Genomic DNA, 26,220 nt, shown 5'->3' with positions numbered 1-26,220 from the left:
CCGCACCCGGGCGGCGATCAGACGGTCAGGTGAGGACGCCGGCGGCGATGTACAGCCGGTCAGTCAGCAGGCCCTGCGGGAGCACCGCCGGCAGGTCACCCAGGGCGGCCAGGGCGGCGGCAACATCGGCCGCCACCATCGCCTCGTTCGCGGGGCCGTGGATCTCCCAGGCGGTGGCCGTGAGGGCGGCGACGACACCGTTGGTGGCGATGCCGAGGGCGACGTTGTCGCCGGTCTCGGCGAGGAGGCGGATGGTGCTGGCCGCGGGAGTGGGCGTCGACCGCGGCGCCTTGCCGTACTTCAGGTCGTGCAGCTCCTGGGCGCAGCCGGAGCAGGTGGCCATGAAACGGCCGGCGGACGGGTGGCGGCGGCAGGTCTGGAAGTGCACAGGGGTCTCCTCGCGGTGTTGGGCGCGGCGGTCGGATGGGGGCGGTGTGTTTTGGCGCGCCGCCGCTGACGGTCAGCCGTTACGGAAGACCTCGAAGATGTGGGTGACGTCGGTGCCGTAGGGGTTGGTGGCCGCGATGTTGACCGCGCCGTGCCGCAGGGCGACCGCGCCCATGCGTTCGACGTCGGCGCGGGTCAGGCCCTCGCGGTGCCACTGGTGCGGCTCGCTGGACGGGGTGGCCTGGGTCTGGAATCGCAGGGTGAACATGTGGGGCTCCTCGGGTGGGGTGTTGTACGGGTGGGTGGCGGCTGGTCAGGCGGCGAGGCGGTAGGCCTGGATGGCGGCCTTGTACTCGGCCTTGCGCGGCTTGTAGGCGGCGACCAGGACCGTGATCTGACGGGCGGTGAAGTGGTGGACCGAACGGCGCTTGCAGCCGCCGTCGACGGTGCGGTTGGTGCGGGCGACCTTGACCGGCGCGATGTGGAGGCGCTTGGCAACGGAGCGGAGGCCGCTGGCGACGCCGGCCGCGGTGTCGGTGTCGATGCCGGCGGCGATGAGGTGGGTGGTGATGGCTCGGCCGCGGTTGAGGGAGGCGCGGAAGCGGGTGGCGGCGGATCGGGTCTTCAGGGCCTGGCGGGCGGTGCGGGTGGCGGCGAGCATCGGGGCCTCCTGGGTCTCGGGGCCGCTCTGCGCTGCCCTTGATGACTCCAGTATTAGCCCAACGTGTTGGCCAGTCAATAGGCCAACATGTTGCCCATCATGATTCTTTGCGAGAAGCCAACGCGATGGCCTTCCCGATGGCCAACCCTCCATGCGAACATGACTGACATGACCAGCGACGACTACACACCCGACACCGAAACCACCCAGCTCTTCGCCCGCTACAAGAAAGCCCGCGAAGCAGAGAAGAAGCTCCTCGCCGAAGTCAAAGCCGCAGCCCCGGCCCAACTCCACGCCGGCGCCACCACGGCCCAGCTCGCCAAACTCACCGGACTGTCCGACGAAGTCTTCCGCCGCATCGCACGCGCCGAAGGCGTCGAGCGCAAGCGCGAACCCACCGTCGGCAGCCTCAAGCCAACCGACGGACCCGTCGCCAACCCCCGCCGCACCAAGGGCGCCGACCCCCAGGACTGACCCGCCCCGCCCCCACCCAGCCACACGGCCACCGCCGTGGGGCCCATCGTGCCGCCCGCTCATTGGAGCCCCCAGAAGTCGAACCGCACCCGGCCCTGGTCATCGCGGGAGAGCAGCCCCCAGTCGTTCCGCAGCCCCTGGTACACCGCCCGCCGAACGAGCTGCGGAGGACCCGAAAGATCCGCCAACGAAAACCCCGAAAACGGCAACGCGCACTCGAACTGCGGACACACCATCGACAGGTACGCCCCCGGAAACGGGCGCTCCTCACCGTCAAACGGGCCGCCAACCAACCGGATCGTGACCGTCGCAGGCACGTCGTACAGCGGCGCCAACTCCTCAAAGCCGCTCACCGCCGCGCCCCCAGATTCCGCACCGGAATCCCAGCCGTCTCGGCGCGCCGCATACAGTCCCGCGTCCCCGTCGACCTACCGAGCGGAAACGCCAGGCACAACACCGCGCCCGCATCCACCATCGCCTGGTTACGCCTGTGCCCAGCCGTCGGACAGTACTCGCCACCACCACGACGCACCCGCCTATGACCCGGCCGGCACCCAAGCCCGCAGACCCCCCACGCCGCCGGGAACAGGTCTCGCTCAACACCCAGACCGCGATGCCCAATCGCCCACAGATCCGCCAGGTCGTCCGCACCTGGTGCGGTGCCCTGCGCCACGACAATCCCGTCGTAGCCGATCTGTAGGGCGTCATGCCAGGCCTCCAGCAGGGCCGACCCGACCGCGTCGGCGTCCGACCAGGACCGACTGCCCGTCACGATCACCCGGGCGCTCACTCGACACCCACCGGGATCTCCAACACCCCGGCCGCAACCGCAGCAGCCACGACCGCCGACTTCCCCCGCACACCCAACCGCTCACCAGCCCGCCGCAACCGGCACTCCACCGCCGGCCGCGACACCCACAACGCCGCAGCGATCTCCGCATTCGACAAGCCGTCAACAGCGAGCTCCAACACCGCCAGCTCACGATCCGGCAGGCGACTACCCAACGCCACCGGACGACGAGACGACCGCCGCGACACCGGCTGCTCCCGCACCAGCAGCGCCAACTCCGGCATCCACCCCAACCACATCAGCACTGTTCCGAGCGTGTGCGAATCCGGTGCCAGGCCGGCCTTCATTTGCGTGAACGTCGACGGCGACAACCGCAGGTCAGCGGCCAACACACGCCACGACAGGCCACGCTGCACCCGCACCGCGTCCAGCCGGCCGTACAGCACCGGAACATCCAGCACGTACAGGCTCACGACGCCTCCCCGAGCGCCTGCCGGAACAGCCACCGCGACGCCGCATCCAGCCGGGCCGTGTGCGGAGTCCGAGGCGGCAGAGCACCCTTCACCGACACGCACCGCACCCCCGCCGCGGCACCGCAGTACGGGCACGGCACCAACGTCGGCGACGACTCCGCCGCCTCACGGCGCGCAGCATCCCGCTCGGCCCGGGCCTTCTCCAGATCGCCGGTCAGCCGGCGGATCGCCTTCCCCGCCCCGCCCAGCTGCGCCGCCAGATGCTGGACACCAGTCCGCAGCAGGTGCGTCTCCGCTGGCGTCAGGACGTGCCGCTCGGTGCGGTCCACCAGGACGAGGAGCTGCTCCCGGGATGGCAGGGCTGTCGCCGTTGGCGGTTCTGCCCTCTGGCGGCTCTTGAAGACCTGGGACGGGCGCGGAGTCTCCGCCAGACCCTTCGAGCCGTCAGAGACACGAACCGGAGCGCTTCCCGGGCCACCTGAGCCGGAACCGGCCGCGCTACTCATCGCCCACACCCCGCGCCCACAGCGCCGACAGCCGCGCCCGCTCCGCCTCCGACATCGGCGGCTTGCCCCACAGCGGCCCGAATGCCTCCTCCCGGGCGACCAGGCCGACGTCCGTCGGCTCGTTGCAGCGCAGGCCCTTCCGGTGTGCCTCGAAGGTCTTCAGCGACGTGAACGTCCTGCAGCAGCCGGCGCAGTGGCTGCGTTCGGCGCCGGTCCACCAGCTGTTGCAGGCGCCGTGGGTGATCGCGGCGGCGGGTATGCCGTCAAAGCCGGGGGTGGGATGTGCCATGGGGATGCCCTTTCTAGGGTTCCGGTCGTGGGTAATGCGGCGCTCGGGGGAGATTTGGATACCGGGCGTCGCTCGGGTGCCTCTGCGGCCGTCTACGGGCTTCGGTCAGTGCGCACTATTAGACGGCCCGTCAACGGCGGTCTTCGAGGAACGGCCCACGCCCGGCGCGACCACCTGCCAGCCGTCCCTTCGCAGCTCGGCGACGATCAGCCGACCGAGCGCTGCCCGATCCGTGTCCGGGTTTGCGTCGACGGTGGCCTGCACGGCGGCGACAACCGCGTCGGGGATCACGACGCTTCCTGCGGGTTGCGGTCCGTCACGTACAGGTCCTGCGCCTTCTCCCACGCATCCCGCCTGCTCGGATGCGTGCCCTGCACCATCCGCTTGCCCTTCGACGTCTGGCACGGCCGGTTGGCCAGTGCACGGCAGGCGTGCAGCGGGCATGGGATCGCGAGCTCGGGCCAGTTGCCGCGCTTCGCTCCGATCCCGGCCTGGGCGAGTTCGGCCCGGATGTGCTCCGGCATCCGGCCGATCTCGTTGAGGGCCTGGGCGACGTTGGGGTGCGGGCCGCCGGCTATCTCCCGGATCGGTTCGGCCTGCAGCCGTCCGTCGGCGATGGCTTGGATCTGAGCGCGGCGACGCTGGACGAACTCGGCGCCGGTCTCGTCCCGGCCGAGCGCGGGGTACGTGAACGCGCCGTCGGGGATCCGTTCGGCGCGGATCTCGGCGCGCAGCGTGCGGACGTGGTGGGGTTCGAGCCAGCGTCGGGCGTCGGGCTTCTCGGGCGGGGTGGCGAAGTAGCGGGCGACGGCGTTGAGGGTGTCGCGGTCGAGGGGGGTGTCGTGGAGGGCTGCGGCCCAAGCGCGGGCGTCGACTTCGCCGATGGTGCGGCGGTCGAATGCGGCGATGTGGCCGAGGAGGGTGGCGGCTTCGCTGGGTGTCATTGGTTTTCCTCTGCGGCGAGGCGGGCTGCGAGTTGGGCAGCGTCTTGGACGCGGCGGTCGGCGGTGGAGAGCTGTCGGCCGTCGGTGCCGGTGGCGGCTAGCGGGCTGCTGTGGCCGCGCTGGGCTTGGAGGCGCAAGGTGTCGTACTGCTTGCGGAGCTTGGGCATCGACAGGACGTTGCTGCACCAGAACGAGTCGGCTTGGGACCAGCGGATGGCGGCGAGGACGTTTTCGAGGGGGACGCGATCGCGGTCGATCATGCGGCGGCATTCGTCGCGCCAGTCCTGGGTGATGACGGGCTTGCGGGAGCCGTTGGCTTCGATGAGGTCGGCGAGGAGGGTGCAGGCCTGTTCGACGTCGAGCCGAACAGGCTCGACTGTGCGGTCCAACGGGGCGGGTCGGATGTCAACGACGGGTGCCACGACGTCTTCTATGGGGCAGGGGATAGGGGCAGGGGCAGGGGCAGGGGCAGGGGCCGCGCGTGTCTGCGCGCCCGCGCGCCCGCGCGTAGAGGGTTCGGCAGGCCCATCAGCATGGCTATCGCAGGGGGTTGCGGAAGGGCTTCCGCAGGGGGTTGCCGAGGGGGCTTCGCTGGCCCTTGCCGGTGGCGTCCCCTCGGGCTCCCGGAAGGCCCTCCGCAGGGCCTCGATGTGATCGGACACTTGCTGGCGAATCGACGGCCCTTCACCGGACCGCAGCTTGGCCGGCTCGTCGCTGAGGTCTTCGAGCGGAACGCGGTCCATCTCGGCCAGCAGCGCCCGCCGCAGGTGCCACGAGGAGATTTCCATCGCGCCGGACACCATCGCGCCCATCACTTTGGGTTGCTTCCAGACGCCGTCGTTGCGGACGAAGGAGCGGACGAGGAGCTCCTCGGTGTCGTCGTCGACGACGATGAACCGGGCCTCGTCGAGGGCGGCGAGGTGCTTGTCGAGTTCGGCGAAGCTGAGTCCGGCGGCCTTGCGGGTCCAGCGGCGCAGCGTGAGGGGGAGCAGCCCGGCGTGGTTGAGGTTCGGCTGCGAGATCAGGAACAGGTACAGGCGCTGCTGTTCCTGCGTCAGGGCGAGGAAGTCGCTGTCCTCCCAGACGCTGGTGAGGATGCGGCCGTGACCACGTGCCATGCGGGGCTTCTTTCGAGGACGGTGTGAGTGGGGGAGTGGGGGCCCGGCCGGCGGAGTAGTCCGGCTGGGCAGTTTGGGTCAGCTGATGACGCCGGCGTTCCTGGCGGCGATCAGCCAGGCCGGGTACTCGTTCAGGAGAAGGTCGTACAAGTGCTGGTCGGGCAGGGACTTGGGGTTGCGGCCGGTGGCGCAGAACCCGGCGTTGTCGACGGTCCGGCCGCTGAGGGTGTCGAGGCCGCGGAGGAACTGGAACTCGTTGCTGCCGTGTTCGCCGAAGCCGAGGAACTGCCAGAAGATCGGCAGGCGGGAGGTGTCGCGGAGGAGCTTCTCGGTGGCGGGCCGGTCGTTGCACTTGCCGTCGGTCTGGAAGATCACGAACGTGGGCAGGTTGGTGCCGCCCTGCTGGTGCTCGTTGATGACGCACTGCATGGCCGGGGCGTAGTTGGTGCCACCCCAAGTGACGCCGGCCTGGCGGCGCATCCGGTCGACGACGCCCTGGTGTGAGCCGATGACGGCGTCCATGGACTCGTAAGCCCGGTCGTGGAAGAACGTGACGGGGACGGTGCCGTCGTCGTCGAGGTTGGCGGCGAGCGCGAGGGTCTGCTCGGTGAGGTGCTGGACGGCGCCGTTGGCGTACAGGTTGGACATGCTGCCGGAGTGGTCGAGGACGAGGTGCACGGCGGCGCGCTGGGTGTTGAGGCTGGCCTTGGTGAGGGAGACGGCGGCGGTCTTGTACAGGTTGACGAGGTCGGGGGCGCGGTGGCGCATCGTGTCGAGGTCGATGGCGGCGCCGGCCGGGTCGGGGAGGGTGCTGGTGTTGCGCTTGAAGAGGTTCATGAGGGTTCTCCTGGCTGAGGGGTGGGTGGCTGCGCGGGGATCAGAAGGGCGCTTCGGTGCCGCTGGCGGGCGCTCCCCATCCGCCCTGGCCGCCCTGCGGCGTGGCCTGCGAGGCCCACGGGTCCTGTCCGCCGGGGTTCTGCTGCTGTCCCTGCGGCGTGCCCTGGCCCTGCTGCCGGTTGGCGCGGGTGACCTTGGCGGTGGCGCCTCGCAGTGACGGGCCGACTTCCTCGACCTCGATCTCGTAGACGGTCCGCTTCTCGCCTTCCTTCGTGTCGTAGCTCCGCTGGTTGAGGCGACCCTGCACGATCACGCGCATCCCCTTCTGCAGGGTCTCGGCGCAGTTCTCGGCGGGCTGACGCCAGACGTTGCACGTGAGGAAGAGGGACTCGCCGTCCTTCCACTCGTTCGACTGCTTGTCGAACGTGCGCGGCGTCGAGGCGATGCGGAACTTCGCTACCGGAACGCCGGCGGGAGTAAAACGCAGCTCCACGTCGTCAACGAGGTTGCCGCACAGGGTGATCAGGGTGTCGCCGGCCATCAGGCTGTGTCCTTGTCGTTGGTCTTGGATGCGGTGCTCATGCGGCGACCTTCCGCCGGTTGCCGGCCTTCCAGGTCTCGGCCGCTGCTGCGCCCTTGCACGGCTCGCACCGGCATCCGTACCTGCGGTACGCCGCGTAGCTGCCGTGGGCGGTTCCGGCGGGTACGGCGGCGAGCATGCGATGCAGGTCGGTCTTCTGCTGTTCGGCGTCGATGACGGCGCAGTCGTCGCAGCGGCATCCGAACAGCCACGCCTGCCGGGTGCCGTGCTCGGCGGGCAGGTCGCTGGTCTGCTTGCCGTTGTCGATGGCGAGGCGTTCGGCGGGGGTGTGGCCGCCGAGGATGCCGTTGCGTCCGACAGTGCCGCGTTCCGCTTCGAGGGCTTCGGTGAGGCATTGGGTGCGGACGGGGCAGCTGTAGCGGCAGATGCCGACGGCTTGCGCTGCCTGGGTGACGCCGGTTGGCGTGTTGTAGCGGGCGGGGAAGAACAGTTCGGGGTCGACGGTTCGGCAGGTGGAGGAGAGCCACCACGGCTGCTCGTCGTTGCGGGCGCTCATCGGGTCACCTCGGTGAGCTTCCAGATACGGATCACCGCTCCGGTGGTGTGGGGGATGACGTCGTCGGCGTCGTGCCCGACGTAGTACTTGGCGAGCCGCGTGTACTCGACGACTCGGGCATCGTCCTTCCATGCGACGCCGGTGAGGGCGTCCTCGGTGGAGCGGAGAAGCTTGGAGAGGTCGGGGGTTGAGGCGGGGCGCCAGCGCAGGCTCTTGGACCAGCGGACGCCGCCGGGCCACCAGGTGGGCTTGCCTGCGGGCTGCTCGCGGATGGTGAAGACGATGCTGGCGGCGAGCGGGCCGTCGAGCAGCGGCCGGTGGAGCTGGACTGCTCCGATGGTGGCGCTGGGCAATTCCATGGCGATGAGGGCGGCTTCCTTGACGTCCTGGCGCCAGGGCTTGAGCCGCTTCGACATTTCGAGCATGACGCCGTTGCCGACGTGGCGCTTCGATCCCTGCGGGGCCGGGGTGCCGTAGACGGTGATGATGAGGTCGGGCGGGCTGGTGAGCTGCGTGGTGGTGTTGAGGGGAGGTTCGGCGAGGGTGGTCATTCGTGGCTCCAGGCGGTGTACGCGAGAACGGTGAGGGCGAGGCCGAGGGTGGCGAGTTGGGCGGCGGCGAGGAGTTCGAGGCCGCGGTGCAGGTCTGCGCCGAGCAGTGCGCGGAGGGCGGCGGTCACGCGGCCTGTCCCGGCGGCGCGGCCATCTGCGGGACCTGGGCTGCTCCGTAGCCTCCAGGTCGGGCCCACAGGGGGACGGGCCGGATGGTGGCGATCGGGATTTCCTGCGTCGCTTCGGCGTCCGGTTCGGTGTCGAGGCGGGCGTTGGCGGCCGCGAGCCGGTCGGCTACCTCGCGGTGGGCGCGGCGCAGTTCGCCGGCCTCGGCGCCGAGGTCGAGGAGCCTGCAGGTCTGCACCTTGATGAGCTCGTCGGCGGCGTCGAGCTTGCGCTGCTGCTCGGCGATGATGGCGAGGAGTTCGCTGCGGGTCTGCGTGACGCGGTGCTGACCTCTGCCGCGCCACGCGGCGGGGATGGTGATGCTCACGTCGGCTCTCCAATGGTCAGGCAGGGGCAGGGTGGGATGGTGCCGCCGGGCGCGAGGACGTACTCGGCTCGGGCGCAGCGGGGGCAGTGGCGCCACAGGGTGGGGGCTACGGCACCGAACGGGCGGCCGGCTGGCTGGGCGGCGGCGGGCGGCGCGAGGTGCTTGCCGAGGGCCAGGTAGGTGGCGGCCGCGATCAGCGCGAGCAAGACGACGGCCACCACCACCTCGGTCATGACGCCTGCTGCAGCGCTGGTCTGATGTCACGCTCGGAGACCTCAGCGCGCAGCTGACGGATCGTCTCCCGGGACCTGACCATCGCGCGGGACAGCAGGTCGGCGCGACGGCGGTCGAGACTCGCGAGCTTGATCCATCCCTCGGCGACGTCCCGCAAGCGGGCCATTTCTCTGGCGTCGGCCCGTGCCGCAATGACGCGGTCCCTCGCGAGCTGCTTGGCGAGCTTCTCCCAGTCCAGCTCGACTTTGACCGGCTGAACCGTGGTGCCGCGGGCCGCATCCAGGGCCTTGCGGAGGTACGTCTCGCGTGCCTCCAGCTCGGCTATGCGGCGGCTCTTTGATCCCCACATGTGCTTGCTCCTATCTGGTGGCGATGTCGGCCGGCAGCAAGCCGAGGCTGATCGCGAGGGCGACCGCGTTGGCGTTGTTGACGGCGCCGAGACGCTCGAATGCGGACTTCGTCAGGGACTTCACCGTGTTCTCGGTGACGCCCATTTCCTTGGCGATCTGTCTCTGCTGCTTGCCGAGCGCGTAGTGGGTGATGAGCTCGGCCTCGCGGTCGGTCAGCTCGATCAGGTGCAGGCTCGGGCGGCCGGTCACTGGATCACCTCCGCCGCGAAAGGGCGCATCGGCCAGGCGCCGTCGACCACCGCGTTCGGGTCCCGCTTCTCGCCGGCTTTCTCCGACCGCAGCCACTCCTGGTAAGACGCCGCGTCCGCGGCAGCCCAGCCGATCTGGCGACGGTGCAGGTCGTCGATGTCGACCGCGAGATCATCGAACCGCTCGTACGGGCCGCGCCGGTTCCGCAACGCCTGTACCCAGTCGGGACGTTCGGCCGCCGGCCTGTGCGCGATGGCGCCCATCTTCCAGGCGGCCTGTGCCGACCTCAGGGCGTCGTACTCGGCTCCGTGGGCCTGCTCCTCGTCCCACTTCAGCCCGTACGTCTCCGCGGTCGTCCGCATCTGGTACGGGCCCTGCGTCTCGGACACGCGTTTGCGGTACGGGGCGGCGTGCTTGTCCAACACCAGCGTGTCGATGACGCGGGTGAGCGGACCGGCGAACTCTTCGAGGCCGGTGCCGTGGTGGCGCCGCGACTCGCGGTCGAGGAGGTTCAGGTCGAAGCTGCCCAGGTTGTGGCCGACGAGCGGGATCCCCGCGCCGATCGCCTCCGCCACCGCCTTGCCGATCTCGGCGACGGCCCGATCTGCGGGCATCCCGTGCTCGGCGAGATGCTCGTCCGTCAGCTTGTGCACGGCGATCGCGCCGAGCTCCTGCGGGATGCCCGGGTTGACCAGCCAGGTGCGCGTCTGGGTCGGCATGCCGCCGCCGACGTGGATCAGGGCGCAGGACACGATCCGCGCGGTCTCGACCTCTTTGTCGCTCGCCTCGAAGTCGAGCGCGGCCATGCGCTGCATGTACCAGGGAGACACGAGTGCCCTCCTTTCAGTGAGGGAAGATGAGGGGTGGGGCCGCGCCTGCTACCCACGGGCACGGCCCCGATCCGTCTGCTACTTGCCGGCCTTCATGTGCGCGAGGAACCGGTGCAGCTCCGCGGTCTCCGCCGAGCCCGGCATCGTCCCGCCGGAGAACTCCGCGAACCGCTCCTCGATGTGCTCCGTCGACCAACCCCGCGAGCCAGCCGCGGCGACGATCTGGAACCACACCTCCGTCGGGTCCTCGTCGTTGACGATCTCCGGCTCGATCACGTCATCCGGCTCAGACCTGTCAGCGGCCCGCTTCGACTCACCGATCGCCTTGATGCTCGCGAGATACTGCGCGGGAGCGCCCGCCGACTGAGCCTCGCGGTACACAGCCACGACCGCGTCGGCGTCCGCCGCTTCCTTCGCCAGCATCAGGAAGTCCTTCGGCGGCCCTGCGGGTACCACAGCGACACTGGTAGGAGCAGCCTCGATCGCAGCTGCCCCCGGCCCGGCAGTGACCTGCTGAGCAGCTCCCCGGATCTGCCCCGACATCAGCTCCGTCGGAGTGATCTCCACGTCCAGCGTCGGAACCATGAACCGCCTGGTGCCCTCGTCGTTGACGACACTCTTCGCTTCCATGCCGAGCCACCCGGCGACATAGCCGCCGACCTGGGCCAGCAGTTCAGCGGCGGGCGGCAACTCCACTGCGGCGTAGTACCCCTTGGAGACGAGCAGCCACTGCCCGAGCGCCGGGAGGTCACGCAGCATCACGTTCACGCGGGTGGTGATGGAGCAGTCCCGCTTCTCGGGGTTGCACATGCACGGCCGATCACGCTTGTGCTCCGTGACGCCATCGCAACGGCGCTGGCACTTCGACCCGGCATACAGCTCGTACCACTGAGATACGGCATCAGCTGGCGGCACGAGAACCGGCAACCGGTCGACGGTGGAGTACACCTCGAACTCGGCGGGGCCACCATTGGCGGGCGTCCACGGCTTCACGGTGCCGCCGTACAGCCCGGCGACCTGCTCCAGAATGGGCCGCGACGGGGAGGTGAAGCGGAACGCCTGCAGCTTGGCGGGGCGCTTGATCGCCTTGCCGTTCTTGTCGACCTTGCCCGTGTCGACGGTGTGGCCGATGCGGATCTCGCCGAGCTGACGCATTCGGCGCTGGAGGTCAAGGATGGGCATCAGGCGGCCTCCCTCTCGGTGTTGGCCGGCAGGGAGAGGGCCCCGCCGACGACGGTCTTGGACAGGCCGGACATCCACTCGGCGGCCTGCTGAACAACGCGGAAGTGAGCGAACACCTGGTCGTCGCAGACCACCGGGATCAGCCGGTAGCCCTCAGGGCGCAGGTGGAGCACCACTCCCGTGGAGTGGGTGGCAGGCATTGGCACGGTGCTGCCGTCGCGCAACCAGGCGATCTCCGCATTGCGGTAGGCGGACATCTGGAGCGCGGCCTCCGGGTAGACGCCCTTAACGTCCAGCTCTCCACCGGTCTTGGTGTCGCCCATGAACGTGGCGGTGGTCGCCGCTCCGAGCGCGGAAGCGATGAGTGGCGAACGGAGCAAGTAGTCGAGGGTGCCGGCGTACCCGAACTCGGGGCTGCCGACGACCATCTCGGACGCCTCGAACTCAACCTCCCACTCCTCCACGAACCGAAGGAAGTTGGCCAGGTATGGGGCCATCTCGGGGTCCTCGACCAAGTCGGCCGGGATCGGCTCACCGAGGACGTGAGCCTCGATGATGCGGTGCACCGCGCTGCCGACGTCGGCACGCTCGTCGCGTTTGCGCAGAGCGGCCCGGCTGAGCCAGTCCCGCTTCTCGGTGCGCTCGTCCGGACGGAGGGATGCAGCAACGAGCTGCGGGAGATTGGCGAACGCGGTATCCGCGACGACGCCGGCGGCCCAGCGGGAAAGAACATCGCCCTTGGTGGATCCGAGGCTAAGGATCGTGGTCACGCGGCGGTACTTGGCGCCGGTGACCTTGTCGCGGTACCAGCCGGCAGACGGCTTGGGGATGCGGTCTTCGCCGACGGGCGCGGGTGTGGTCTTGCGGGGGGCGCGGCGCTTGGGGGGAGTGGCGGTGGTCATGCTGCGCGCCTCCGGTCCTGGTGCGGGAGGACCACCAGGCGCTCGGCACGCATCCGGGCACTCGACGTCAACTGCGCCGCGGCGACCAGCTCGTCCGCCAGACCGCGGGCCTGCTCCTCGTCGATGCCGATCTGCGCGTGACCCATCTGCAGGTCGCACTCCATGTCCGCAACCGCGGCCGCCCAGGCGATCGGCCTGTCCACCGCGGCCGCGAGACGGTCCAACTGCTCGACCGCCAGGTCCGGGTTGTCCCGCCAGGCCCGCGCCAACTCACGGAACGAGTCGTTGCGGACCTCGTCGGCGTGGAGGATCACGCGCATCCACAGCGGATCCGGCTTCGCAGAGAGAACGGGCTTGTCGGTCACGGCGAGAGCTCCTTCGGGGCGGCGGGGGAGGGGACGGTGTACTGCTCCGCGTGCTTCTCCGGCGGATGACCGCACCCGCACGGACACAGCGGACCGGCAGCGGCCAGACCCTCAAGCCAGTCCGTGCCGGCCAGCAGCGCGGCAGCCGGCTCCCACGTGCGGCACGGCGTCGACAGGCGCGTCCTCAGGCACCCGGCCAAGTAGCCGTTCCCGGCACGGTCAGCGCCGGCGACAGCCGCCTCCAGCCGGTCCCGCTCAGCCACAGTCGACGGATGCCGTAACGGGCAGGTACAGCCGTGGGGTTCGGCGACCGGTTCCGCCGCGCGGTGCCGCCGACGACGCGCGAGGATGAGCGTCACGCCGCACCGCCCCGCCGGTCGCACTTCCGGCACTTCGCAATCCGCTTCCGGTACTGACGGCGCGTCTGCGTCGACCACGTCTGCGGATTCCTGCCACAGCGGTCGCAGAACGCCTCGAACACAGCCAGCTCAACCTTGAGCTCCGCAGCAGACACCGGAGCGTGCTCGATGGTCGCGTTCACGACGCCACCCCCACGACCGCATCCGGGTACGCCATCACACGGAGCTCGACCTCGGCGTACAAGCCGACCGCGACACGCTTCTCCGCCATGCGGTCCCGGTGCGGGTGCCAGCTCACGGGCTCTTCAGTCAGGCGCAACTCGTCGACCCACTCGCGGTAGTGCGCCGCGTCGGCGCCGAACAGCAGGATCAGCAGGCCACTGCCGCGGGCCTCGACACTCGTGGCCGGCAGGTGCGGGAACTCGCGGGACAGACTCAGCGCCGCAGTCAGCGGACCGGCGGTCGCTCGCAGGGGGTGGGTGGTTCGGGGCATAAGCTGTGTGATCACGGCCTGCCTCGCTTTCGTGAGAGATGTGTGGGGTGGGTCGAGGGCCGTTCCGGGTCGCAACCGGGGCGGCCCGCTACTTCGATCAGCTGATCTCGGAGCGCCATCCGCTGGCGCTGGCCACGTTTTCCAAGGCCCTGAAGTACGTGAACACCTCGTCGAAGTCCGCTTCCAGGAAGTGCTCGGTGTGGCCCGGGAGGTTGTCCCAGCGGTCCCGGCAGAAGCGGATGAGCCTGCGTTCGTCGGGGCCGGCGGTGCCGTAGCGGAAGCTGAAGTCGATCTCATCGATGGTGGTGCCGGACTGTCTGGCCCACCGCTTGTGGTCCTTGTACCGTCGACGGATGTCGTTGGTCCGGCCGACTTTGACGATGCCGTTGGCGAACCGGATGACGTACAGGTAGTTGACGTCGTCCTCGTTGCTCACGCGGCGAGCGGACGGATGGTGTGGGCCTGCTGGGTGGCGAGCACCTGCTTGCGCTGACTGATGATCAGGGCCTCGATCGCCTCGACGGACCCGAGCCGGTGGCCCGGGTACCAGGCGGCCTCGGCGGCCTTGCGGGGACTGAGAGCGTCGCGTTCGGCGCGGGCCTGCACGAGGATCAGAGCGGCTGCACTGATGGCTTCCTTGCGGGTGGTCATGCTGCGACCTGCTCGTCGGTCATGAGCTTGTTGATGGGCAGCTTGTAGGTGTCCAGGAAGCGGTTCTGCGTTGCGGCGTTGGGCTGGCACAGGCCGTTGGCGAGGCGGGAGACGGTCGACTTGCCGAGGCCGGTTCGCTTGGCGATGGCGTAGTCGCTGAGGTCCCCAACCTCAGCGGCTGCTGCGCGGAGGTTCTGGATGTTGAGGCGGTGGGACATGCGTCACCTCTTGTTCCCGTTTTCGGAAGTAGTTCCGTTGATGGGAGCAACGCTAGGCCTCAAGTGCCCATGGCGCAAGTATTTCCACATGAGGAATTAGCGAGATGTCCCAAGATGGGTCGGTTGTTCGACTCGTACACCCCGCGAGCGGCCTGTAGCCTCTGCTCTGACCTGGATGATTCCGTTTGTGGAACTACTCCCGCAGGCGCCAGCAGGTCGGCTATCCTGCCAGCCATGGGAGAGATGACAAACGCATGACACTCAACGAGCAGTACGCAGCCTGGCTCGCCAAGACGATGCGAGCCACCGAAGGCTTCGACATCGACAAGCAGCGCGGAGGCGGCCGCATGGCCCTCGCCACCGCCGTCGGCGTCTCGCCGAGTACCGTCGCGCGCTGGCTTGACGCCAAGTCAACCCCCAGCCCCGAGTACTATGAACCGATCGCCAAGGCGCTCGGCGTCGATCCGATCGTCATGATGGTTGAGAGCGGAATCATTTCCGCCGAATACCTGACGCGGATGCAGCGATCGGACGTACGATCTCAGCCAATCACCCCCGAGCAGGCAGCGGATGATCTAGGCATCCACGACCCGGACGAGCGTGAGCAGTTCTTCCGGGACGTGGCCCGTCGAACGCGCCGCCACCTGCGCCCCGCCGAGTCCGACGGTGAGACAGGGGGCGCGGTGGCCCAGTAACGGGGAGACGGCATTGCAACGCACGACCCGAACCTACAGAGCCCTCCTGGCCGGAATATCACTCCCCCTGGGGGTGGCCGTCATCAGTGCGTCCATCCCCGCGCACACGCCCACACAAGCCGTCGCCGGCCTCGCCCTCATCCTCACCGGCATCACCTCCTACGCCCTCAACGTCATCGACCGCGCCGTCCGCGACACCTCGCACGAACGCGACCGACTCCAAGAAGAACTGAAGGCGACCCGGGCGGAGCACATGCGGTACGTCGTGGCGAAGGCTTTCGTCGACCGCGAAGCCGAGGAGCTTTGCCGCAACATGGAACTCGCCGAGCAGGAGAACGCCGCCTACCTTGCATCCCAGACGGCACGGGTGATGGCCCTCGCCGCCGCCGAGCGCGAGGAACTCCTCGCCGACGTCGAGGACCGCGAGTCCAGCCTCAAGCGCCAGGGATTCCTCCAAGGGTTTGATGCCGGCCTGCGAGGCATCGCCCTCCCGCCGACTGCCCCCACCACAGGCGCCGTTGTCATCCAGATGCCCCGCGCGGCCATAGGATCCAACCCGAACGCGGCGGGCCATGGGGTGCACACGCCGTAGGGAAGCAAGGGGAATCGATGCGCTCAGTCCAACTCGCAGACGACCTGATCCCGACGATCGGATACATCCGCGTCAGCATGGCACGCGAGGAAATGATCTCCCCCGAGCTGCAGCGTGCGGCAATCGCCCAGTGGGCAGCTCGTACGGGACACCAGATCATCGACTGGGTCCAGGACCTCGACGCCACCGGCCGCAACTTCAAGCGCAAAATCATGAGGGCCATCGAACGCGTCGAAGCCAGCGAGGCGCAGGCCATCGCGGTATGGAAGTACTCCAGGTTCGGCCGGACCAGGACCGGCATCGAGATCAACCTCGCACGCATCGAACAAGCGGGCGGCCAACTGCTCTCTGCCACCGAAGACCTAGACGCCACCACCGCCACCGGATGGTTCCAACGCGACGTCATCTTCAGTGTCGCCACATTCGAGAGCAAGCGCGCCGGAGAGCAATGGTCCGAGACCCACCACTGGCGCCGAGAACAAGGGCTGCCCGCCACGGGCGGACGTCGCTTTGGATACATCTGGCACCCCCGCAGGGTCTACGCCCCCGACGGGTCGGTCACACTCCAGGACGAGCACTACGAGCCCGACCCGGAGTCGAAGGGTCTCGTCGCAGATCTCTTCCAGGGCTACGTTGCTGGCGACGGCTTCAACGTTCTGGCCGCCCGTCTCAACGCCGCCGGCATCCGAACGTCACACAACAAGATCTGGAACGACCGCAGTTTGTGCATCTACATGGACTCCGGGTTCGCGGCCGGCTACCTGCGTGTCCACGACGACGCATGCAAGACCGAGCCCTACCTGAGCCGATGCCCGAACCACCACCTCTACCGGCATCCGACCAAGGGCCACCCCCCGATCATCAGCCCCGAACTCTGGCAGCAGTACCAGGAGCGCCGAAACTTCACGCGGACCGCAGCCCCGAAGAACCGCGCCGCGGCCTACCCGCTCAGCGGCCTGGCCCGCTGCGGGCTCTGCTCCGGGTCTACGCGACGCGTCGTGGTCCACGGAAATTCCTACTTCATCTGCGACCAACGATCGCGCAAGGGAACCACGGTCTGCGTGGGCTTCAGGACTTGTCCGGTGAACGTGGGGGACGAGGCGCTCCTCAGGTGGCTCAAGAAGATCACGGGCGAGGTGAGCGACGAGGCTCGCACGCTTTCCGCCGGCCGGGTGATCCCCGACCCTGCGGCCTCGTTCGAGCGCAGGCGTGCGGCGGCTCAGCAGGAGGTGCAGCGGATCGAGCGGGCGGTGGCCAAGCACATGCGCACGTATGCCATGTCTGAACTCGACGACGCTGATGGCACGTTGGAGCGTGAGTACCTCGCGACCCTTGCAGGGCTCCGGGCGGAGAAGTCTGCGGCGGCCGAGAGGCTTTTCGTGCTGGACACGCCGTCCCCGGAGGAGAAAGCGGCGATGAGCCGCTCCGCGGCGCAGCCCATTGCGATAGGTCTGCTGGAGGAGTGGGACACGCTGGCTCCTGGCCGAGCCAACGCCTTGCTGCGGAAGATCGTGGGGCGCCTGGAGGTACTGCCTGGGCGGCGGGTCAGTGTGATCCCGGCCTGGGAAGTCGACTAGCAACGCCAACATCCAATGCAGAAGCTGTCAGACGACGACTTCGCCCAACACGTCTACGCGACGCTGGGCAACGTCGCCTCCCGCTCGGTCTCCTACCTGGCCGCGCCGGCCTTCGCGGCTGCGCTGATGGGCCGTGAGGTGCTGGGCACGCTCTCGGTCTACCGGCACGTACTGCTGATCGCCGAGCTGACGGCGGAGGACGGCGGCGCGCTGGTCGGGATGAGCCGCAACGACATCGAGGCGCTCGGCGGCCTGCGGGTGCTCGCGGTGCGCCTGGCCCGTCAGCCGGACAGCTACCAGTGGGGCTACGCCGACCGCAGCCGCGGCCTCGCGCCCGGCGACCGCGTGGTGCTGGCCGCCACCCGCAGCGGCCTCGGCCGCCTGAACACCGCGGCGCCGGAGGCGGTGAGCGCCTCGGGGGAGATCCGCATCCCCGGTCCCGCGCGAAGCGGTCCCGCCCGCGGCACCGGGGACGCGGCGGGGGTGCTGGGCGCCGGAGACCGCGTGTGAGGGCTGCCCCGAGGCCCAGACGCGTCACGAGGCCGCACCAGCACCCATCCGTTCCATCCACTCCCGCACGGTCAGGACGGCGGTGTGGGCGCCGCGCTCGTCGACCCGCAGCCCCCATGCGACCTCCACCGGCGGCGGCTTCCGCCGGGCGGCCGCCAGACCCGCCACCCAGACACCCGCGAGCTCTGGCACCATCGAACGTCCACTCCCACCACTGGATCGTCCGCGCACTCCACGGGAGAAGGCCAGGTGAGCGGGCATCAGGTAGCAGGGAATCCCGCTGCCGTCAGGGGGTGTAGAGGTCGGGGCGGCGGTCGGTCAGGTAGGGGGTGGCTTTGCGGGCGGCGGTGATGACTGCGGGGTCGACCTCGGTGATGAGGAGGTCTTCGCGGGGGGCTTCCAGGACCGTGCGGGTGCCGTCGGGGGCGGCGACGGTGGTGAGGCCGGAGAAGCGCAGGCCGTGGCGTTCGCCGATCCAGTTGGTGTAGGCGATGAAGAGCTGGCTCTCGAAGGCGCGGGCCGGGACGATCGTGCGCGGGATGAACTCCCACGGCTGCATCAGCGCGGTCGGGACGACCAGCAGGTCGGTCCCGGCCAGCGCGTGGGCCCGTACGGCCTCCGGGAACTCCACGTCGTAGCAGATCAGCAGACCCACCGTCAGGCCGCCCAGGGACGCCTGGACGACGCCGTCGGCGCCGGGGGCGAACCAGGTGCGGTCCACGTCGCCGAAGAGGTGCGCCTTGCGGTAGGAGGCCAGCGTGGTGCCGTGCGGGTCGACCAGCCGGGCCGAGTTGTACACGTCCGGGCCGTCGGACTCCGGCCAGCCGTGCACCAGCGCGATCCCGAACTCCCGGGCGATGGCGGAGACCGCCTCGCACTGCGGTCCGTCCAGTGGTCCGGCGGCCTCCGCCAGGGTGGCGGGGCGCAGCGGGTAGCCGCCCACCGACATCTCGGGGGTGATCAGCAGCTCCGCGCCCGCGTCGGCCGCCCGGCGCGCCACGGCCCGCAGGCGCTCCAGGAAGCGCGGGAGGCCCGGTGCCTCGCACGCGGCCTGCCAGCAGGCGATCCTCACTGGTTGTTCTCCTCCGGTCGGGCCAGCTGCTCCAGCTTCCGCTTGTCGGGCTTACCGTTGCGGTTCAGCGGGAAACTGTCCAGTACGGTGACCTGGTTGGGTCGCTCGTAGGCCGGCAGCAGGTCGTTCAGCACCTCGCGCCAGTAGCCCGCCTCGCGGCCCTGCTCGTCCTCCACGAAGAAGACCAGCTGCGCGCCGCGCCGCTCGTCCGGCAGCGCCACCACCCTGGTCGAGCAGCCGGATGCGGCCGCCTTGCGCTCGATCAGCTCCGGGTAGAGCGTGTAGCCCATCCGGTGGACGGCGAACTTGCGGCCCAGCACGAACAGGTTGCCGTCGGCGTCCAGATGCCCGAGGTCGCCGGTCTGCTGCCAGCCGGTGGGGGCGGGCTGCAGGGCGCCGTCCTCGCCGAGGTGGCCCTCCATGGCGTCCGGGGTGTGGACCTCGATCTCGCCCGGCTCGCCGGCCGCCACCGTGCGGCCCTCGTCGTCGACGATCCGCAGCCGGATGCCGTCCATGGCCCGTCCGCAGGAGACCGGGTTCTCCAGGGTGGCGAAGGCGATGTTGCCCAGTTCGGTGCTGCCGTAGCTGTCCAGCAGCGGGAGGCCGAACTCCTCGACGTAGCGCTCGACCAGCGGCCCGTCCAGCGGCGCTGCCCCGACGCAGAACATCCGGACCTGCTCCAGGTGCGCGCGCAGGTCGGGCTTGCGGGTGACCAGGTTGAGCATGCTGCGGTAGCTCGCCGGGGTCGCGTCGATCACGGTGCTGCCGGTCTCGCCGGCCATCCGCAGCGCCCGGTCGAGCCGGCGGTAGGGGGCGACCACCAGCGAGCACCGGCTCAGCCAGGCGATCAGCACCATGGACAGGCCGTACTGGTGGGAGAACGGCAGCAGCGGCAGCAGGACGTCGTCCGCCCGGTGGCCGACCTGGGCGGCGTTGCGCTCCAGGTTGCGCAGGAACTTGTCGCCCGACTTCACGACGCCCTTGGGCGCGCCGGTCGAGCCGGAGGTCCACATGATCAGGCCGTCGGTGAGCGCGCCCCAGGTCTCGAAGGACAGGCGCTCGTCCTCGACGACGCGCCCGGCCGCGGCGACCAGCAGCTCGTACAGGTGGATGGGGTCCAGGTCGTCGTCCACCGGCGCGTCGTCGTCGACGAAGACGGCCTTGACGCCGGTGCGCAGGGCGATCCGGCGGGTCTCCTCGACGTGCTCCTGCTGGTCGACCAGGACGATCGAGGCGCCCACGTGCATCAGGCCGAACAGGGTGCCGAGCCAGGCGGCGGAGTTGCCGGCCTTGAGCATCACACGCTGGCCGGGTCCGACGCCGTGCTCGCGCAGTACGTCGGCGATGCGCAGCGCGTCCTGTTCGAATTCGGCGAGAGTCCGTACCGAGTCGGTGGCAAAGATCTTCGCGGTCATCGGAGGCACGGTTTCCTTCCTCGTGCCGGACGGCTCCGGCGGGGGCACCTGGAGAGGACGCTAGGCAGCGCTGCCCGGGCCGGGAACCCTTAACCCGCCCCCTAGGCCCCCTGTCTTGCATCCGGTCCTGCACCGGTCGCCGCGCGCTGCGCCGGTGTTGGGCGGGCCGGGTCGGCCGGGCCGGGCCGATAGGGGTACCCCTTCGTTCAACTGCCGTGTTAGACATGGCTCATGTCCGAATTCGAGGGAAAGACCGTGCGCGACTATGGGTGAGCAGCGAGAGAACAGCCGTTGGGTGCGCCGGTTCCACCCGGCACCGCAGAGCAGGGTCCGCCTGGTCTGCCTGCCGCACGCGGGCGGCTCGGCACCGTTCTACTTCCCGATGTCGCAGGCGCTCTCCCCGGCCGTCGACGTCGTCTCCCTGCAGTACCCGGGGCGCCAGGAGCGGCGGTTGGACCCGCGGATCGAGAGCGTCGAGGAGTACGCGGACGCCATCGCCGCCGAGCTGAAGCCGTGGCTCGACCTGCCGGTCGCGCTCTTCGGGCACAGCCTGGGCGCCACCCTCGCCTTCGAGGTGGCGCGCCGTCTGGAGCGCGACGACCCGGAGTTCACCCCGGTCGCGCTCTTCGCCTCGGGCCGCCGGGCGCCCTCCCGGCACCGTGACGAGAACGTCCACCTGCGCGACGACGACGGCATCGTGGCCGAGATGAAGATCCTCAGCGGCACCGACGCGCGGGTCCTCGGCGACGAGGAGATCCTGCGTATGGTGATGCCCGCGATCCGCAGCGACTACACGGCCGCCGAGACCTACCGCGGCGAGCCCGGCGCCACCGTGCGCGCGCCGATCACCGTGCTGACCGGCGCGGACGACCCGCGCACCAGCGCGGAGGAGGCCGAGGCGTGGCGCGGGCACACCACCGGTGCCTTCGAGCTGCACACCTTCTCGGGCGGGCACTTCTTCCTGGCCAACCACCAGCCGCAGGTGCTCAAGATCGTCTCCGCCGCGCTGTAGCGGCGGTGGAGAGTCGTCCGGTGGCTTCGCCCCGTCGTGCGCTGCGGCGGGGCGAAGTGCTGCCCGGGCCCGGGCGGTGGGTCAGGAGAGCAGGCCGCGCTCCAGCGCCGTCATCACCGCGGCCGTCCGGTCGGACACCCCGAGCTTGCGGAACGCGCGCAGCAGATGGGTCTTCACCGTCGCCTCGCCGATGAACAGTTCGACGCCGATGTCGGCGTTGGTCTTGCCCTGGCTGACCAGCCGCAGTACCTCGCACTCCCGCCCCGACAGCGCGACCGGACTCACGCCCCGGGCCCGGAACAGCTTGCCGGCCAGCGACGGCGTCAGCACGGTTTCGCCCCGGGCCGCCGTCTGGACCGCGTCGATCAGCTCCTGGCGCGAACTGCCCTTCAGCAGGTAGCCCGACGCGCCCGCCTCCACCGCGCGCAGGATGTCCGCGTCGTCCTCGTACGTGGTCACGATGACCACCCGGCTGCCCGGCGACTGGCGCAGGATCTGCCCGGTGGCGGCCACGCCGTCCATCGCGCCCATCCGCAGGTCCAGCAGGACGATGTCCGGCCGCAGCGCGACGGCCTGGGCGACCGCCTCCTCGCCCGAACCCGCCTGCCCGACGACGCTGATGCCGTCGGCCGACTCCAGCATGGCGCTCAGACCCGCCCGGACCACCGGGTGGTCGTCGGCCAGCAGGACCCCGATCGGCCGGCCCGCGGGCTCGCCGCGGTCGTCCTCCGTACGAGCCTCGTCACTCATCGACTGCCTCCGCGTCCGACGGGCCCAGCGGCACCGTCACCTCGATCGTGGTGCCCTTGCCCGGGCGGCTGCGCACGGTCGCCGTGCCGCTGATCTCCTCGGCCCGGGCCTGCATCCCGCGCAGCCCGTAGCCCTGTTGGCGGCCGTCCGGCGTGAACCCCGGGCCGTCGTCGCGGACCAGCAGACGTACGGCGTCGTCCTGGTAGGCCACCACCACGTCCACCGTGCGGGCCCGGGCGGCGTGCTTGCGGACGTTGGCCATCGCCTCCTGCACCGAGCGCAGCAGTACGACGCTGGCGGTCATCGGCAGTTCCCGTTCCGTGCCCTCCACCGTGCAGCGGACGTCCAGGCCGGTCTCGGCCACCAGCCCGTCGGCCTGCCGGCGCACCGCCTGCACCAGGGAACTGCCGCGCAACGTGGGCGGGGTCAGCGCGGCGACGAAGTCGCGCGCCTCGGCCAGCGAGTCCTTGGCCACCCGCCCGGCCAGCGCCAGGTGGGTGTGGGCCAGTTGCGGGGCGTGGTCCAGCTCCGACTCGGCCGCCTGCACCAGGCCGATGATGCTGGTCAGGCCCTGGGCCAGGGTGTCGTGGATCTCCCGGGCCAGCCGCTCACGCTCGGCGGAGATGCCGGCCTCGTGGGAGAGCCGGGCCACCCGCTCCCGGCTGCGCCGCAGGTCCTCGACGAGTCCGCCGCGCTCCTTGCTCTGCCGCACCACCCGGGTGATCCAGAGCCCCAGCAGCAGCGACAGCGCGATGCTCAGCAACGCGACCGGCAGCACCGAGAGCACGTCCACGCCGAGGTCGTCGCCGTACACCCAGACCACCAGCACCGGCCAGAGGTTGGCCGCCAGCACCAGCACGACGGCCGACGCCATCGGCAGACTCATGATCAGCATCGGGCCCACGGCGAACATCGCGAAGGACCCCGCCAGGTTGCACGCGGTGATCACCGCGAACAGCAGCAGCAGGACGCCGGCGAAGACCAGGCCCTTCGGCCCGGACTCGGTGTCGTTGATCATCAGCGGCCGGCCCAGCGCCGCGTACCAGGGCACCATCAGCGTCAGCGCGCCGATCGCGACGGCGTGGTGCAGCTGTTGGTCGTCGGCGGTGAACAGCACGACGGCGGTGACGAGGTAGGAGACCGCGAAGAAGCCGTCCCAGAGCCCGAACCAGCGGTTGCCCGACTCGGGTCCGTAGTAGGCGCCGGCCTGATGCGGGTCCTGCTGGGTGTCACTGAGCACGACACCAGTCCTACCACGGTGTCCACCGGTCGGTGGACAGCGGAACCCACCGGTCGGTCGTCCCGGCGGGGGTGCGCGGCGGCCTAGCGTGGACAACAGCCGGGCCGTGCAGTGTTCCGGAGACATCGTCAACACCAGGGGTGGTTGTCCGTGAGCCAGTTCGTCTCCGCGCTCATCGCGAGCGGCACGATTCTGATCGTCATCCTGGCGACGGACATCGGTCGCCGCAAGATCACCACGATGCGGATGCTGCGCTCGGTGATCGCGGTCGCGGTGATCATCGCGATCTTCGTGCACTCCTTCCCGCACCAGGGGAACGACCTGTCGCTCCAGCTCGTGGGTGTGGGTGTGGGCGTGATCTGCGGCCTGGTCGCCGGCGCGCTGCTGCCCGCCTTCCGGGACGAGGACGGTGGCTTCAGCACGGTCGGCGGCATCGGCTACGCGCTGGTGTGGATCGTGCTCTCCGCCGGGCGGGTGAGCTTCGCGTACGGCGCGGACCACTGGTTCACCGCCGACCTGGTGCGCTTCTCGATCGACTACAAGATCAGCGGCAGCGCCAGCTACGCCAACACCTTCGTCTTCATGTCGCTGGCCATGGTGCTGACCCGTACGGCCGTCCTGCTGGCCAAGATGCGCCGGCTGCGCGCCGAGCGGCCCGCGGCCGCCGAGGTCGGTGCGGGCGCGGGCGCGGGCGCTACGCGCTGAGGCTGCGACCCGTCAATTCCTGACCATGGTGCGAGAGCAAGGGCAAACAGTGGAAAACAATCACGTCGTGCGGCTGCGGCCGCCCCGCCACCGCGTCGAGCCCCGGGCCATCGGCTGGTGGACGCTGCAGGCCTCGCTGTTCGCCCTGCCACTCCCGATCACCTTCGGGATCCTCTGCCTCACCATCGCGCCCACCCGTACGTTCTTCGGCTGGGCCACCCTGATCGCCCTGCTGCCCGGCCTGCTGTACATGGGCGTGATGCCGGTCTGGCGCTACCGGGTGCACCGCTGGGAGACCACCGACGACGCCGTGTACGCCGCGTCCGGCTGGCTCTGGCAGCACTGGCGGGTGGTCCCGCTGTCGCGGGTGCAGACCGTCGACACCCTGCGCGGGCCGCTCCAGCAGCTCTTCGGGCTCTCCGGGGTGACCGTGACCACCGCCTCCGCCTCGGGCGCGGTGAAGATCAAGGGCCTGGACCACCAGGTCGCCGGTGACCTGGTGGAGCGGCTGACCCGGTCCGCCCAGGCCGCCCCGCAGGGCGCCGAGCAGGACGCCACATGAGCGCCGGGACCGACGCCCGGCAGGCGGCCCAGGACACCGGCCCCGCGTGGGGGCGGCTGAGCGGACGGCTGGTACTGGTCAACCTGGCCATCCTGGCCGCGCCGGTGGCCACCCTCGCCGCCGCCCTGGCGGCCAACGGCGGCCGGGCCAACCTGCAGATCCTGATCACCCTCGGATCGCTGTTCAGCACCTTCCTGGTCGTCTGCGGGATCAGCCTGATGCGGCTGTTCACCACCCGCTACCGGGTCACCGACGAGCGCATCGAGATGCGCTCCGGGCTGTTCTTCCGCAGCCACCGCTCCGCGCCGATCGAGCGGATCCGCAGCGTGGACCTGACGGCCAACCCCGTGCACCGGCTCTTCGGCCTGACCACCGTGCGGATCGGCACCGGCGACCAGGGCTCCACCGCCGGCCGTCGGCTGGAGCTGGAGGGCATCGCCACCGCGGACGCCGCCGAGCTGCGCCGCCGGCTCGTCGCGGCCCGCGACGCCGCCCGGGGGCGGCAGCTGCCCGCCGACCAGGACGGCCCGATCTGCGAGCTGGACTGGTCCTGGCTGCGCTACGGCCCGCTGACCGTCTGGGGCGTCGGCGGCGTCTTCCTGGTCGCCGGCAGCGTCTACCGGACGCTGCACGAGATGCACGTCGATCCGCTGAAACTCGGCGTGGTCAAGGACGTCGAGGCCCGCTTCGGCTCGGTTCCGCTCTGGTTCGGGATCCTGGTCGCCCTGCTGATCGTCGTGGTGTTCGGCACCGTCGGCGCCACCGCCGTCTACATCGAGAACTGGTCGGGCTACCAACTGCGGCGCGAGGACGGCGGGATGCTCCTGGTCCGGCGCGGCCTGCTGGTCACCCGTTCGGTCAGCATCGAGGAACGGCGGCTGCGCGGCGTGGAGTTGGTCGAGGCGATCCCGCTGCGCTGGGCCGGCGGGGCCCGGACCAACGCGATCGCGAGCGGCCTGGGCGACCGGGAGGACAACCGCAGGCGCCGCGCCCTGACACCGCCGGCGCCGCGCGCGCAGGCGCTGCGGGTGGCCGCCGAGGTGTTGGCGCAGGACCCGGGCGCGCGGTCGGGGTCGGCCACGGCTACGGGTGCGGGACTGATGGCCGGGGACGGGCTCACCGCGCATCCGCGCGTCGCCCTGCGGCGCCGGACGAATCGCGCGCTGACGGCGGTGCTGCTGATCGCCGCCGTCCCGCTGGGCCTGGGGCTGTGGCTCGGCCCGGCGCTCCTGGTCACCGCCGGGGTCACCGCCGTGGTGCTGCTGCCGGTCGCGGTGGCACTCGCCCGGGACGCCTACCGCGCGCTCGGGCACGCCGTTCGCGGGCGCTACCTGGTGGCCCGCTCCGGCACCTTCGCGCGCCGCACCGTCGCGCTGCAGCGGGACGGGATCATCGGCTGGCGGGTCTCGCGGTCGGTCTTCCAGCGCCGGGCCGGACTGCTCACCCTCGGCGCCACCACCGCCGCCGGTGAGGGGATCTACCAGGTGCGCGACCTGCCGGTGGGGGCTGGACTGCTCCTCGCCGAGGAGGCGGTGCCCGGGCTGCTCGCGCCGTTCGTCGAGCGGGTCGAGGGGGCTGCGGGGGTGTCGGTGAGGTAATTCCCGGAACTCCTTGCCCGCACCGGAATCCTCGGGCAT

43 protein-coding genes are annotated in these 26,220 nt (G+C 70.3%); 9 read left to right on the top strand and 34 right to left on the bottom strand.

Translation table 11 applies throughout. The features are described 5' to 3' along the window. Positions 1–25: 25 nt before the first annotated feature. From BS80_RS12205 to BS80_RS12195, 3 genes are all read right to left on the bottom strand, one after another. Entirely contained in the window at positions 26–388 is a 363-nt protein-coding gene (locus BS80_RS12205) for a hypothetical protein (protein ID WP_035796380.1), read from the bottom strand. Between the two features lie 72 nt (positions 389–460). Further along, positions 461–655 (bottom strand): hypothetical protein, encoded by a 195-nt coding sequence (locus tag BS80_RS12200; protein ID WP_035796379.1) that lies wholly within the window; start codon positions 653–655, stop codon positions 461–463. Between the two features lie 45 nt (positions 656–700). After that, positions 701–1,048, bottom strand: coding sequence for a hypothetical protein (locus BS80_RS12195; RefSeq protein WP_035796377.1), 348 nt, complete (start codon positions 1,046–1,048; stop codon positions 701–703). A 168-nt stretch (positions 1,049–1,216) separates the two neighbouring features. Here BS80_RS12195 and BS80_RS12190 point away from each other — a divergent pair, with 168 nt between their 5' ends. After that, complete coding sequence (locus BS80_RS12190; RefSeq protein WP_035796376.1) at positions 1,217–1,522, top strand: hypothetical protein; 306 nt, start codon at positions 1,217–1,219, stop codon at positions 1,520–1,522. A gap of 59 nt (positions 1,523–1,581) precedes the next feature. Here the strand turns inward: BS80_RS12190 and BS80_RS12185 are convergent, their stop codons facing one another. The 26 genes from BS80_RS12185 to BS80_RS12065 all read right to left on the bottom strand — a co-directional run bounded on the left by BS80_RS12185 (position 1,582) and on the right by BS80_RS12065 (position 14,453). Continuing rightward, the gene (locus BS80_RS12185) at positions 1,582–1,875 is read right to left on the bottom strand and encodes a hypothetical protein (RefSeq protein WP_035796375.1); all 294 of its coding nucleotides are present in this window, start codon (positions 1,873–1,875) and stop codon (positions 1,582–1,584) included. Next, the gene (locus tag BS80_RS44075; protein WP_408607374.1) at positions 1,872–2,294 is read right to left on the bottom strand and encodes a hypothetical protein; all 423 of its coding nucleotides are present in this window, start codon (positions 2,292–2,294) and stop codon (positions 1,872–1,874) included. The genes BS80_RS12185 and BS80_RS44075 overlap by 4 nt, the downstream gene beginning before the upstream one ends. A gap of 14 nt (positions 2,295–2,308) precedes the next feature. Next, positions 2,309–2,785 (bottom strand): helix-turn-helix transcriptional regulator, encoded by a 477-nt coding sequence (locus BS80_RS37670; RefSeq protein WP_051966502.1) that lies wholly within the window; start codon positions 2,783–2,785, stop codon positions 2,309–2,311. Beyond that, positions 2,782–3,114 (bottom strand): zinc finger domain-containing protein, encoded by a 333-nt coding sequence (locus BS80_RS40680; protein ID WP_035796372.1) that lies wholly within the window; start codon positions 3,112–3,114, stop codon positions 2,782–2,784. The genes BS80_RS37670 and BS80_RS40680 overlap by 4 nt, the downstream gene beginning before the upstream one ends. A 169-nt stretch (positions 3,115–3,283) precedes the next feature. Next, on the bottom strand, positions 3,284–3,580 hold the full coding sequence (locus BS80_RS12165) for an FDXHR family putative zinc-binding protein (RefSeq protein WP_035796369.1): 297 nt from the start codon (positions 3,578–3,580) through the stop codon (positions 3,284–3,286). Positions 3,581–3,685: 105 nt separating this feature from the next. After that, positions 3,686–3,871 carry a hypothetical protein gene (locus BS80_RS12160; RefSeq protein WP_035796367.1) on the bottom strand — a complete coding sequence of 62 codons (186 nt, stop codon included), beginning with the start codon at positions 3,869–3,871 and terminating at the stop codon, positions 3,686–3,688. Next, entirely contained in the window at positions 3,868–4,524 is a 657-nt protein-coding gene (locus BS80_RS12155) for a zinc finger domain-containing protein (protein WP_051966501.1), read from the bottom strand. The genes BS80_RS12160 and BS80_RS12155 overlap by 4 nt, the downstream gene beginning before the upstream one ends. Further along, positions 4,521–5,642, bottom strand: a complete 1,122-nt coding sequence (locus BS80_RS37665) for a hypothetical protein (RefSeq protein ID WP_051966500.1) — start codon at positions 5,640–5,642, stop codon at positions 4,521–4,523. The genes BS80_RS12155 and BS80_RS37665 overlap by 4 nt, the downstream gene beginning before the upstream one ends. Positions 5,643–5,720: 78 nt before the next feature. Beyond that, a complete protein-coding gene (locus BS80_RS12145; protein ID WP_035796365.1) occupies positions 5,721–6,479 on the bottom strand; it encodes a VWA domain-containing protein in 759 nt (252 codons plus the stop codon). Between the two features lie 40 nt (positions 6,480–6,519). After that, entirely contained in the window at positions 6,520–7,020 is a 501-nt protein-coding gene (locus tag BS80_RS12140; protein ID WP_035796363.1) for a single-stranded DNA-binding protein, read from the bottom strand. A 37-nt stretch (positions 7,021–7,057) separates the two neighbouring features. Continuing rightward, complete coding sequence (locus tag BS80_RS37660; protein ID WP_051966499.1) at positions 7,058–7,576, bottom strand: WhiB family transcriptional regulator; 519 nt, start codon at positions 7,574–7,576, stop codon at positions 7,058–7,060. After that, complete coding sequence (locus tag BS80_RS12130; RefSeq protein ID WP_051966498.1) at positions 7,573–8,127, bottom strand: RusA family crossover junction endodeoxyribonuclease; 555 nt, start codon at positions 8,125–8,127, stop codon at positions 7,573–7,575. Before BS80_RS12130 ends, BS80_RS37660 begins: the two co-directional genes overlap by 4 nt. Further along, positions 8,124–8,255, bottom strand: coding sequence for a hypothetical protein (locus BS80_RS43515; protein ID WP_269676100.1), 132 nt, complete (start codon positions 8,253–8,255; stop codon positions 8,124–8,126). Before BS80_RS43515 ends, BS80_RS12130 begins: the two co-directional genes overlap by 4 nt. Then, a complete protein-coding gene (locus BS80_RS12125) occupies positions 8,252–8,620 on the bottom strand; it encodes a hypothetical protein (protein WP_035796360.1) in 369 nt (122 codons plus the stop codon). Before BS80_RS12125 ends, BS80_RS43515 begins: the two co-directional genes overlap by 4 nt. After that, positions 8,617–8,853: a hypothetical protein gene (locus tag BS80_RS12120; protein ID WP_035796357.1), complete on the bottom strand. Its 237-nt coding sequence runs from the start codon at positions 8,851–8,853 to the stop codon at positions 8,617–8,619. Before BS80_RS12120 ends, BS80_RS12125 begins: the two co-directional genes overlap by 4 nt. Beyond that, on the bottom strand, positions 8,850–9,203 hold the full coding sequence (locus tag BS80_RS12115; protein ID WP_035796354.1) for a hypothetical protein: 354 nt from the start codon (positions 9,201–9,203) through the stop codon (positions 8,850–8,852). The genes BS80_RS12120 and BS80_RS12115 overlap by 4 nt, the downstream gene beginning before the upstream one ends. Before the next feature lie 10 nt (positions 9,204–9,213). Further along, a complete protein-coding gene (locus BS80_RS12110; RefSeq protein ID WP_051966497.1) occupies positions 9,214–9,453 on the bottom strand; it encodes a response regulator transcription factor in 240 nt (79 codons plus the stop codon). Beyond that, positions 9,450–10,283, bottom strand: coding sequence for an exonuclease domain-containing protein (locus BS80_RS12105; protein ID WP_157536178.1), 834 nt, complete (start codon positions 10,281–10,283; stop codon positions 9,450–9,452). Before BS80_RS12105 ends, BS80_RS12110 begins: the two co-directional genes overlap by 4 nt. Positions 10,284–10,361: 78 nt before the next feature. Further along, a complete protein-coding gene (locus tag BS80_RS12100; protein ID WP_035796349.1) occupies positions 10,362–11,465 on the bottom strand; it encodes a recombination directionality factor in 1,104 nt (367 codons plus the stop codon). Next, on the bottom strand, positions 11,465–12,367 hold the full coding sequence (locus tag BS80_RS12095) for a hypothetical protein (protein ID WP_035796346.1): 903 nt from the start codon (positions 12,365–12,367) through the stop codon (positions 11,465–11,467). Before BS80_RS12095 ends, BS80_RS12100 begins: the two co-directional genes overlap by 1 nt. Further along, positions 12,364–12,732, bottom strand: coding sequence for a hypothetical protein (locus BS80_RS12090; protein WP_035796343.1), 369 nt, complete (start codon positions 12,730–12,732; stop codon positions 12,364–12,366). Before BS80_RS12090 ends, BS80_RS12095 begins: the two co-directional genes overlap by 4 nt. 355 nt (positions 12,733–13,087) lie before the next feature. Continuing rightward, positions 13,088–13,273, bottom strand: coding sequence for a hypothetical protein (locus tag BS80_RS40675; protein WP_157536176.1), 186 nt, complete (start codon positions 13,271–13,273; stop codon positions 13,088–13,090). Then, entirely contained in the window at positions 13,270–13,584 is a 315-nt protein-coding gene (locus BS80_RS12080) for a hypothetical protein (protein ID WP_035796339.1), read from the bottom strand. The genes BS80_RS40675 and BS80_RS12080 overlap by 4 nt, the downstream gene beginning before the upstream one ends. Positions 13,585–13,681: 97 nt before the next feature. After that, a complete protein-coding gene (locus BS80_RS12075) occupies positions 13,682–14,020 on the bottom strand; it encodes a GIY-YIG nuclease family protein (RefSeq protein ID WP_035796337.1) in 339 nt (112 codons plus the stop codon). Continuing rightward, the gene (locus BS80_RS12070; RefSeq protein ID WP_035796335.1) at positions 14,017–14,235 is read right to left on the bottom strand and encodes a hypothetical protein; all 219 of its coding nucleotides are present in this window, start codon (positions 14,233–14,235) and stop codon (positions 14,017–14,019) included. Before BS80_RS12070 ends, BS80_RS12075 begins: the two co-directional genes overlap by 4 nt. Next, positions 14,232–14,453, bottom strand: a complete 222-nt coding sequence (locus BS80_RS12065; protein ID WP_035796332.1) for a helix-turn-helix domain-containing protein — start codon at positions 14,451–14,453, stop codon at positions 14,232–14,234. The genes BS80_RS12070 and BS80_RS12065 overlap by 4 nt, the downstream gene beginning before the upstream one ends. A 254-nt stretch (positions 14,454–14,707) precedes the next feature. On the opposite strand from BS80_RS12065, the gene BS80_RS12060 reads away from it, so the two are divergent. The 4 genes from BS80_RS12060 (at position 14,708) to BS80_RS12045 (ending at position 17,827) form a co-directional block, all read left to right on the top strand. Further along, positions 14,708–15,148, top strand: a complete 441-nt coding sequence (locus tag BS80_RS12060) for a helix-turn-helix domain-containing protein (RefSeq protein WP_035796329.1) — start codon at positions 14,708–14,710, stop codon at positions 15,146–15,148. 73 nt (positions 15,149–15,221) lie between these two features. Next, complete coding sequence (locus BS80_RS12055) at positions 15,222–15,740, top strand: hypothetical protein (RefSeq protein ID WP_035796328.1); 519 nt, start codon at positions 15,222–15,224, stop codon at positions 15,738–15,740. Positions 15,741–15,757: 17 nt separating this feature from the next. Continuing rightward, positions 15,758–17,317, top strand: a complete 1,560-nt coding sequence (locus BS80_RS12050) for a recombinase family protein (RefSeq protein WP_051966495.1) — start codon at positions 15,758–15,760, stop codon at positions 17,315–17,317. 15 nt (positions 17,318–17,332) lie between these two features. Next, positions 17,333–17,827 (top strand): hypothetical protein, encoded by a 495-nt coding sequence (locus tag BS80_RS12045; protein ID WP_035796326.1) that lies wholly within the window; start codon positions 17,333–17,335, stop codon positions 17,825–17,827. A gap of 24 nt (positions 17,828–17,851) precedes the next feature. Here the strand turns inward: BS80_RS12045 and BS80_RS40670 are convergent, their stop codons facing one another. The 3 genes from BS80_RS40670 to BS80_RS12035 form a co-directional block, all read right to left on the bottom strand. Continuing rightward, entirely contained in the window at positions 17,852–18,022 is a 171-nt protein-coding gene (locus BS80_RS40670) for a hypothetical protein (RefSeq protein ID WP_157536174.1), read from the bottom strand. Positions 18,023–18,113: 91 nt separating this feature from the next. Beyond that, positions 18,114–18,899: a carbon-nitrogen hydrolase family protein gene (locus BS80_RS12040; protein WP_035796325.1), complete on the bottom strand. Its 786-nt coding sequence runs from the start codon at positions 18,897–18,899 to the stop codon at positions 18,114–18,116. Beyond that, entirely contained in the window at positions 18,896–20,314 is a 1,419-nt protein-coding gene (locus BS80_RS12035; protein ID WP_035796324.1) for a class I adenylate-forming enzyme family protein, read from the bottom strand. Before BS80_RS12035 ends, BS80_RS12040 begins: the two co-directional genes overlap by 4 nt. A 265-nt stretch (positions 20,315–20,579) precedes the next feature. Here BS80_RS12035 and BS80_RS12030 point away from each other — a divergent pair, with 265 nt between their 5' ends. Further along, positions 20,580–21,326 (top strand): thioesterase II family protein, encoded by a 747-nt coding sequence (locus BS80_RS12030; protein ID WP_035796322.1) that lies wholly within the window; start codon positions 20,580–20,582, stop codon positions 21,324–21,326. An 81-nt stretch (positions 21,327–21,407) separates the two neighbouring features. On the opposite strand, the gene BS80_RS12025 is transcribed toward BS80_RS12030, so the two are convergent. Both BS80_RS12025 and BS80_RS12020 read right to left on the bottom strand, forming a co-directional pair. Further along, positions 21,408–22,076 carry a response regulator transcription factor gene (locus BS80_RS12025; RefSeq protein WP_051966494.1) on the bottom strand — a complete coding sequence of 223 codons (669 nt, stop codon included), beginning with the start codon at positions 22,074–22,076 and terminating at the stop codon, positions 21,408–21,410. Beyond that, positions 22,069–23,316, bottom strand: a complete 1,248-nt coding sequence (locus BS80_RS12020) for a sensor histidine kinase (protein ID WP_035796319.1) — start codon at positions 23,314–23,316, stop codon at positions 22,069–22,071. The genes BS80_RS12025 and BS80_RS12020 overlap by 8 nt, the downstream gene beginning before the upstream one ends. A gap of 150 nt (positions 23,317–23,466) precedes the next feature. On the opposite strand from BS80_RS12020, the gene BS80_RS12015 reads away from it, so the two are divergent. The 3 genes from BS80_RS12015 to BS80_RS12005 are packed head-to-tail and all read left to right on the top strand — an operon-like array spanning position 23,467 to position 26,181. Beyond that, the gene (locus BS80_RS12015; RefSeq protein WP_035796317.1) at positions 23,467–24,021 is read left to right on the top strand and encodes a hypothetical protein; all 555 of its coding nucleotides are present in this window, start codon (positions 23,467–23,469) and stop codon (positions 24,019–24,021) included. Between the two features lie 49 nt (positions 24,022–24,070). Continuing rightward, entirely contained in the window at positions 24,071–24,583 is a 513-nt protein-coding gene (locus BS80_RS12010; protein ID WP_035796315.1) for a PH domain-containing protein, read from the top strand. Further along, on the top strand, positions 24,580–26,181 hold the full coding sequence (locus tag BS80_RS12005; protein WP_035796312.1) for a PH domain-containing protein: 1,602 nt from the start codon (positions 24,580–24,582) through the stop codon (positions 26,179–26,181). Before BS80_RS12010 ends, BS80_RS12005 begins: the two co-directional genes overlap by 4 nt. Positions 26,182–26,220: the final 39 nt, after the last annotated feature.

It is taken from the genome of Kitasatospora mediocidica KCTC 9733, assembly GCF_000744225.1.
GTDB classification, from domain to species: Bacteria; Actinomycetota; Actinomycetes; order Streptomycetales; family Streptomycetaceae; genus Kitasatospora; species Kitasatospora mediocidica.
This window is presented reverse-complemented; position numbering and strand designations above follow the sequence as displayed.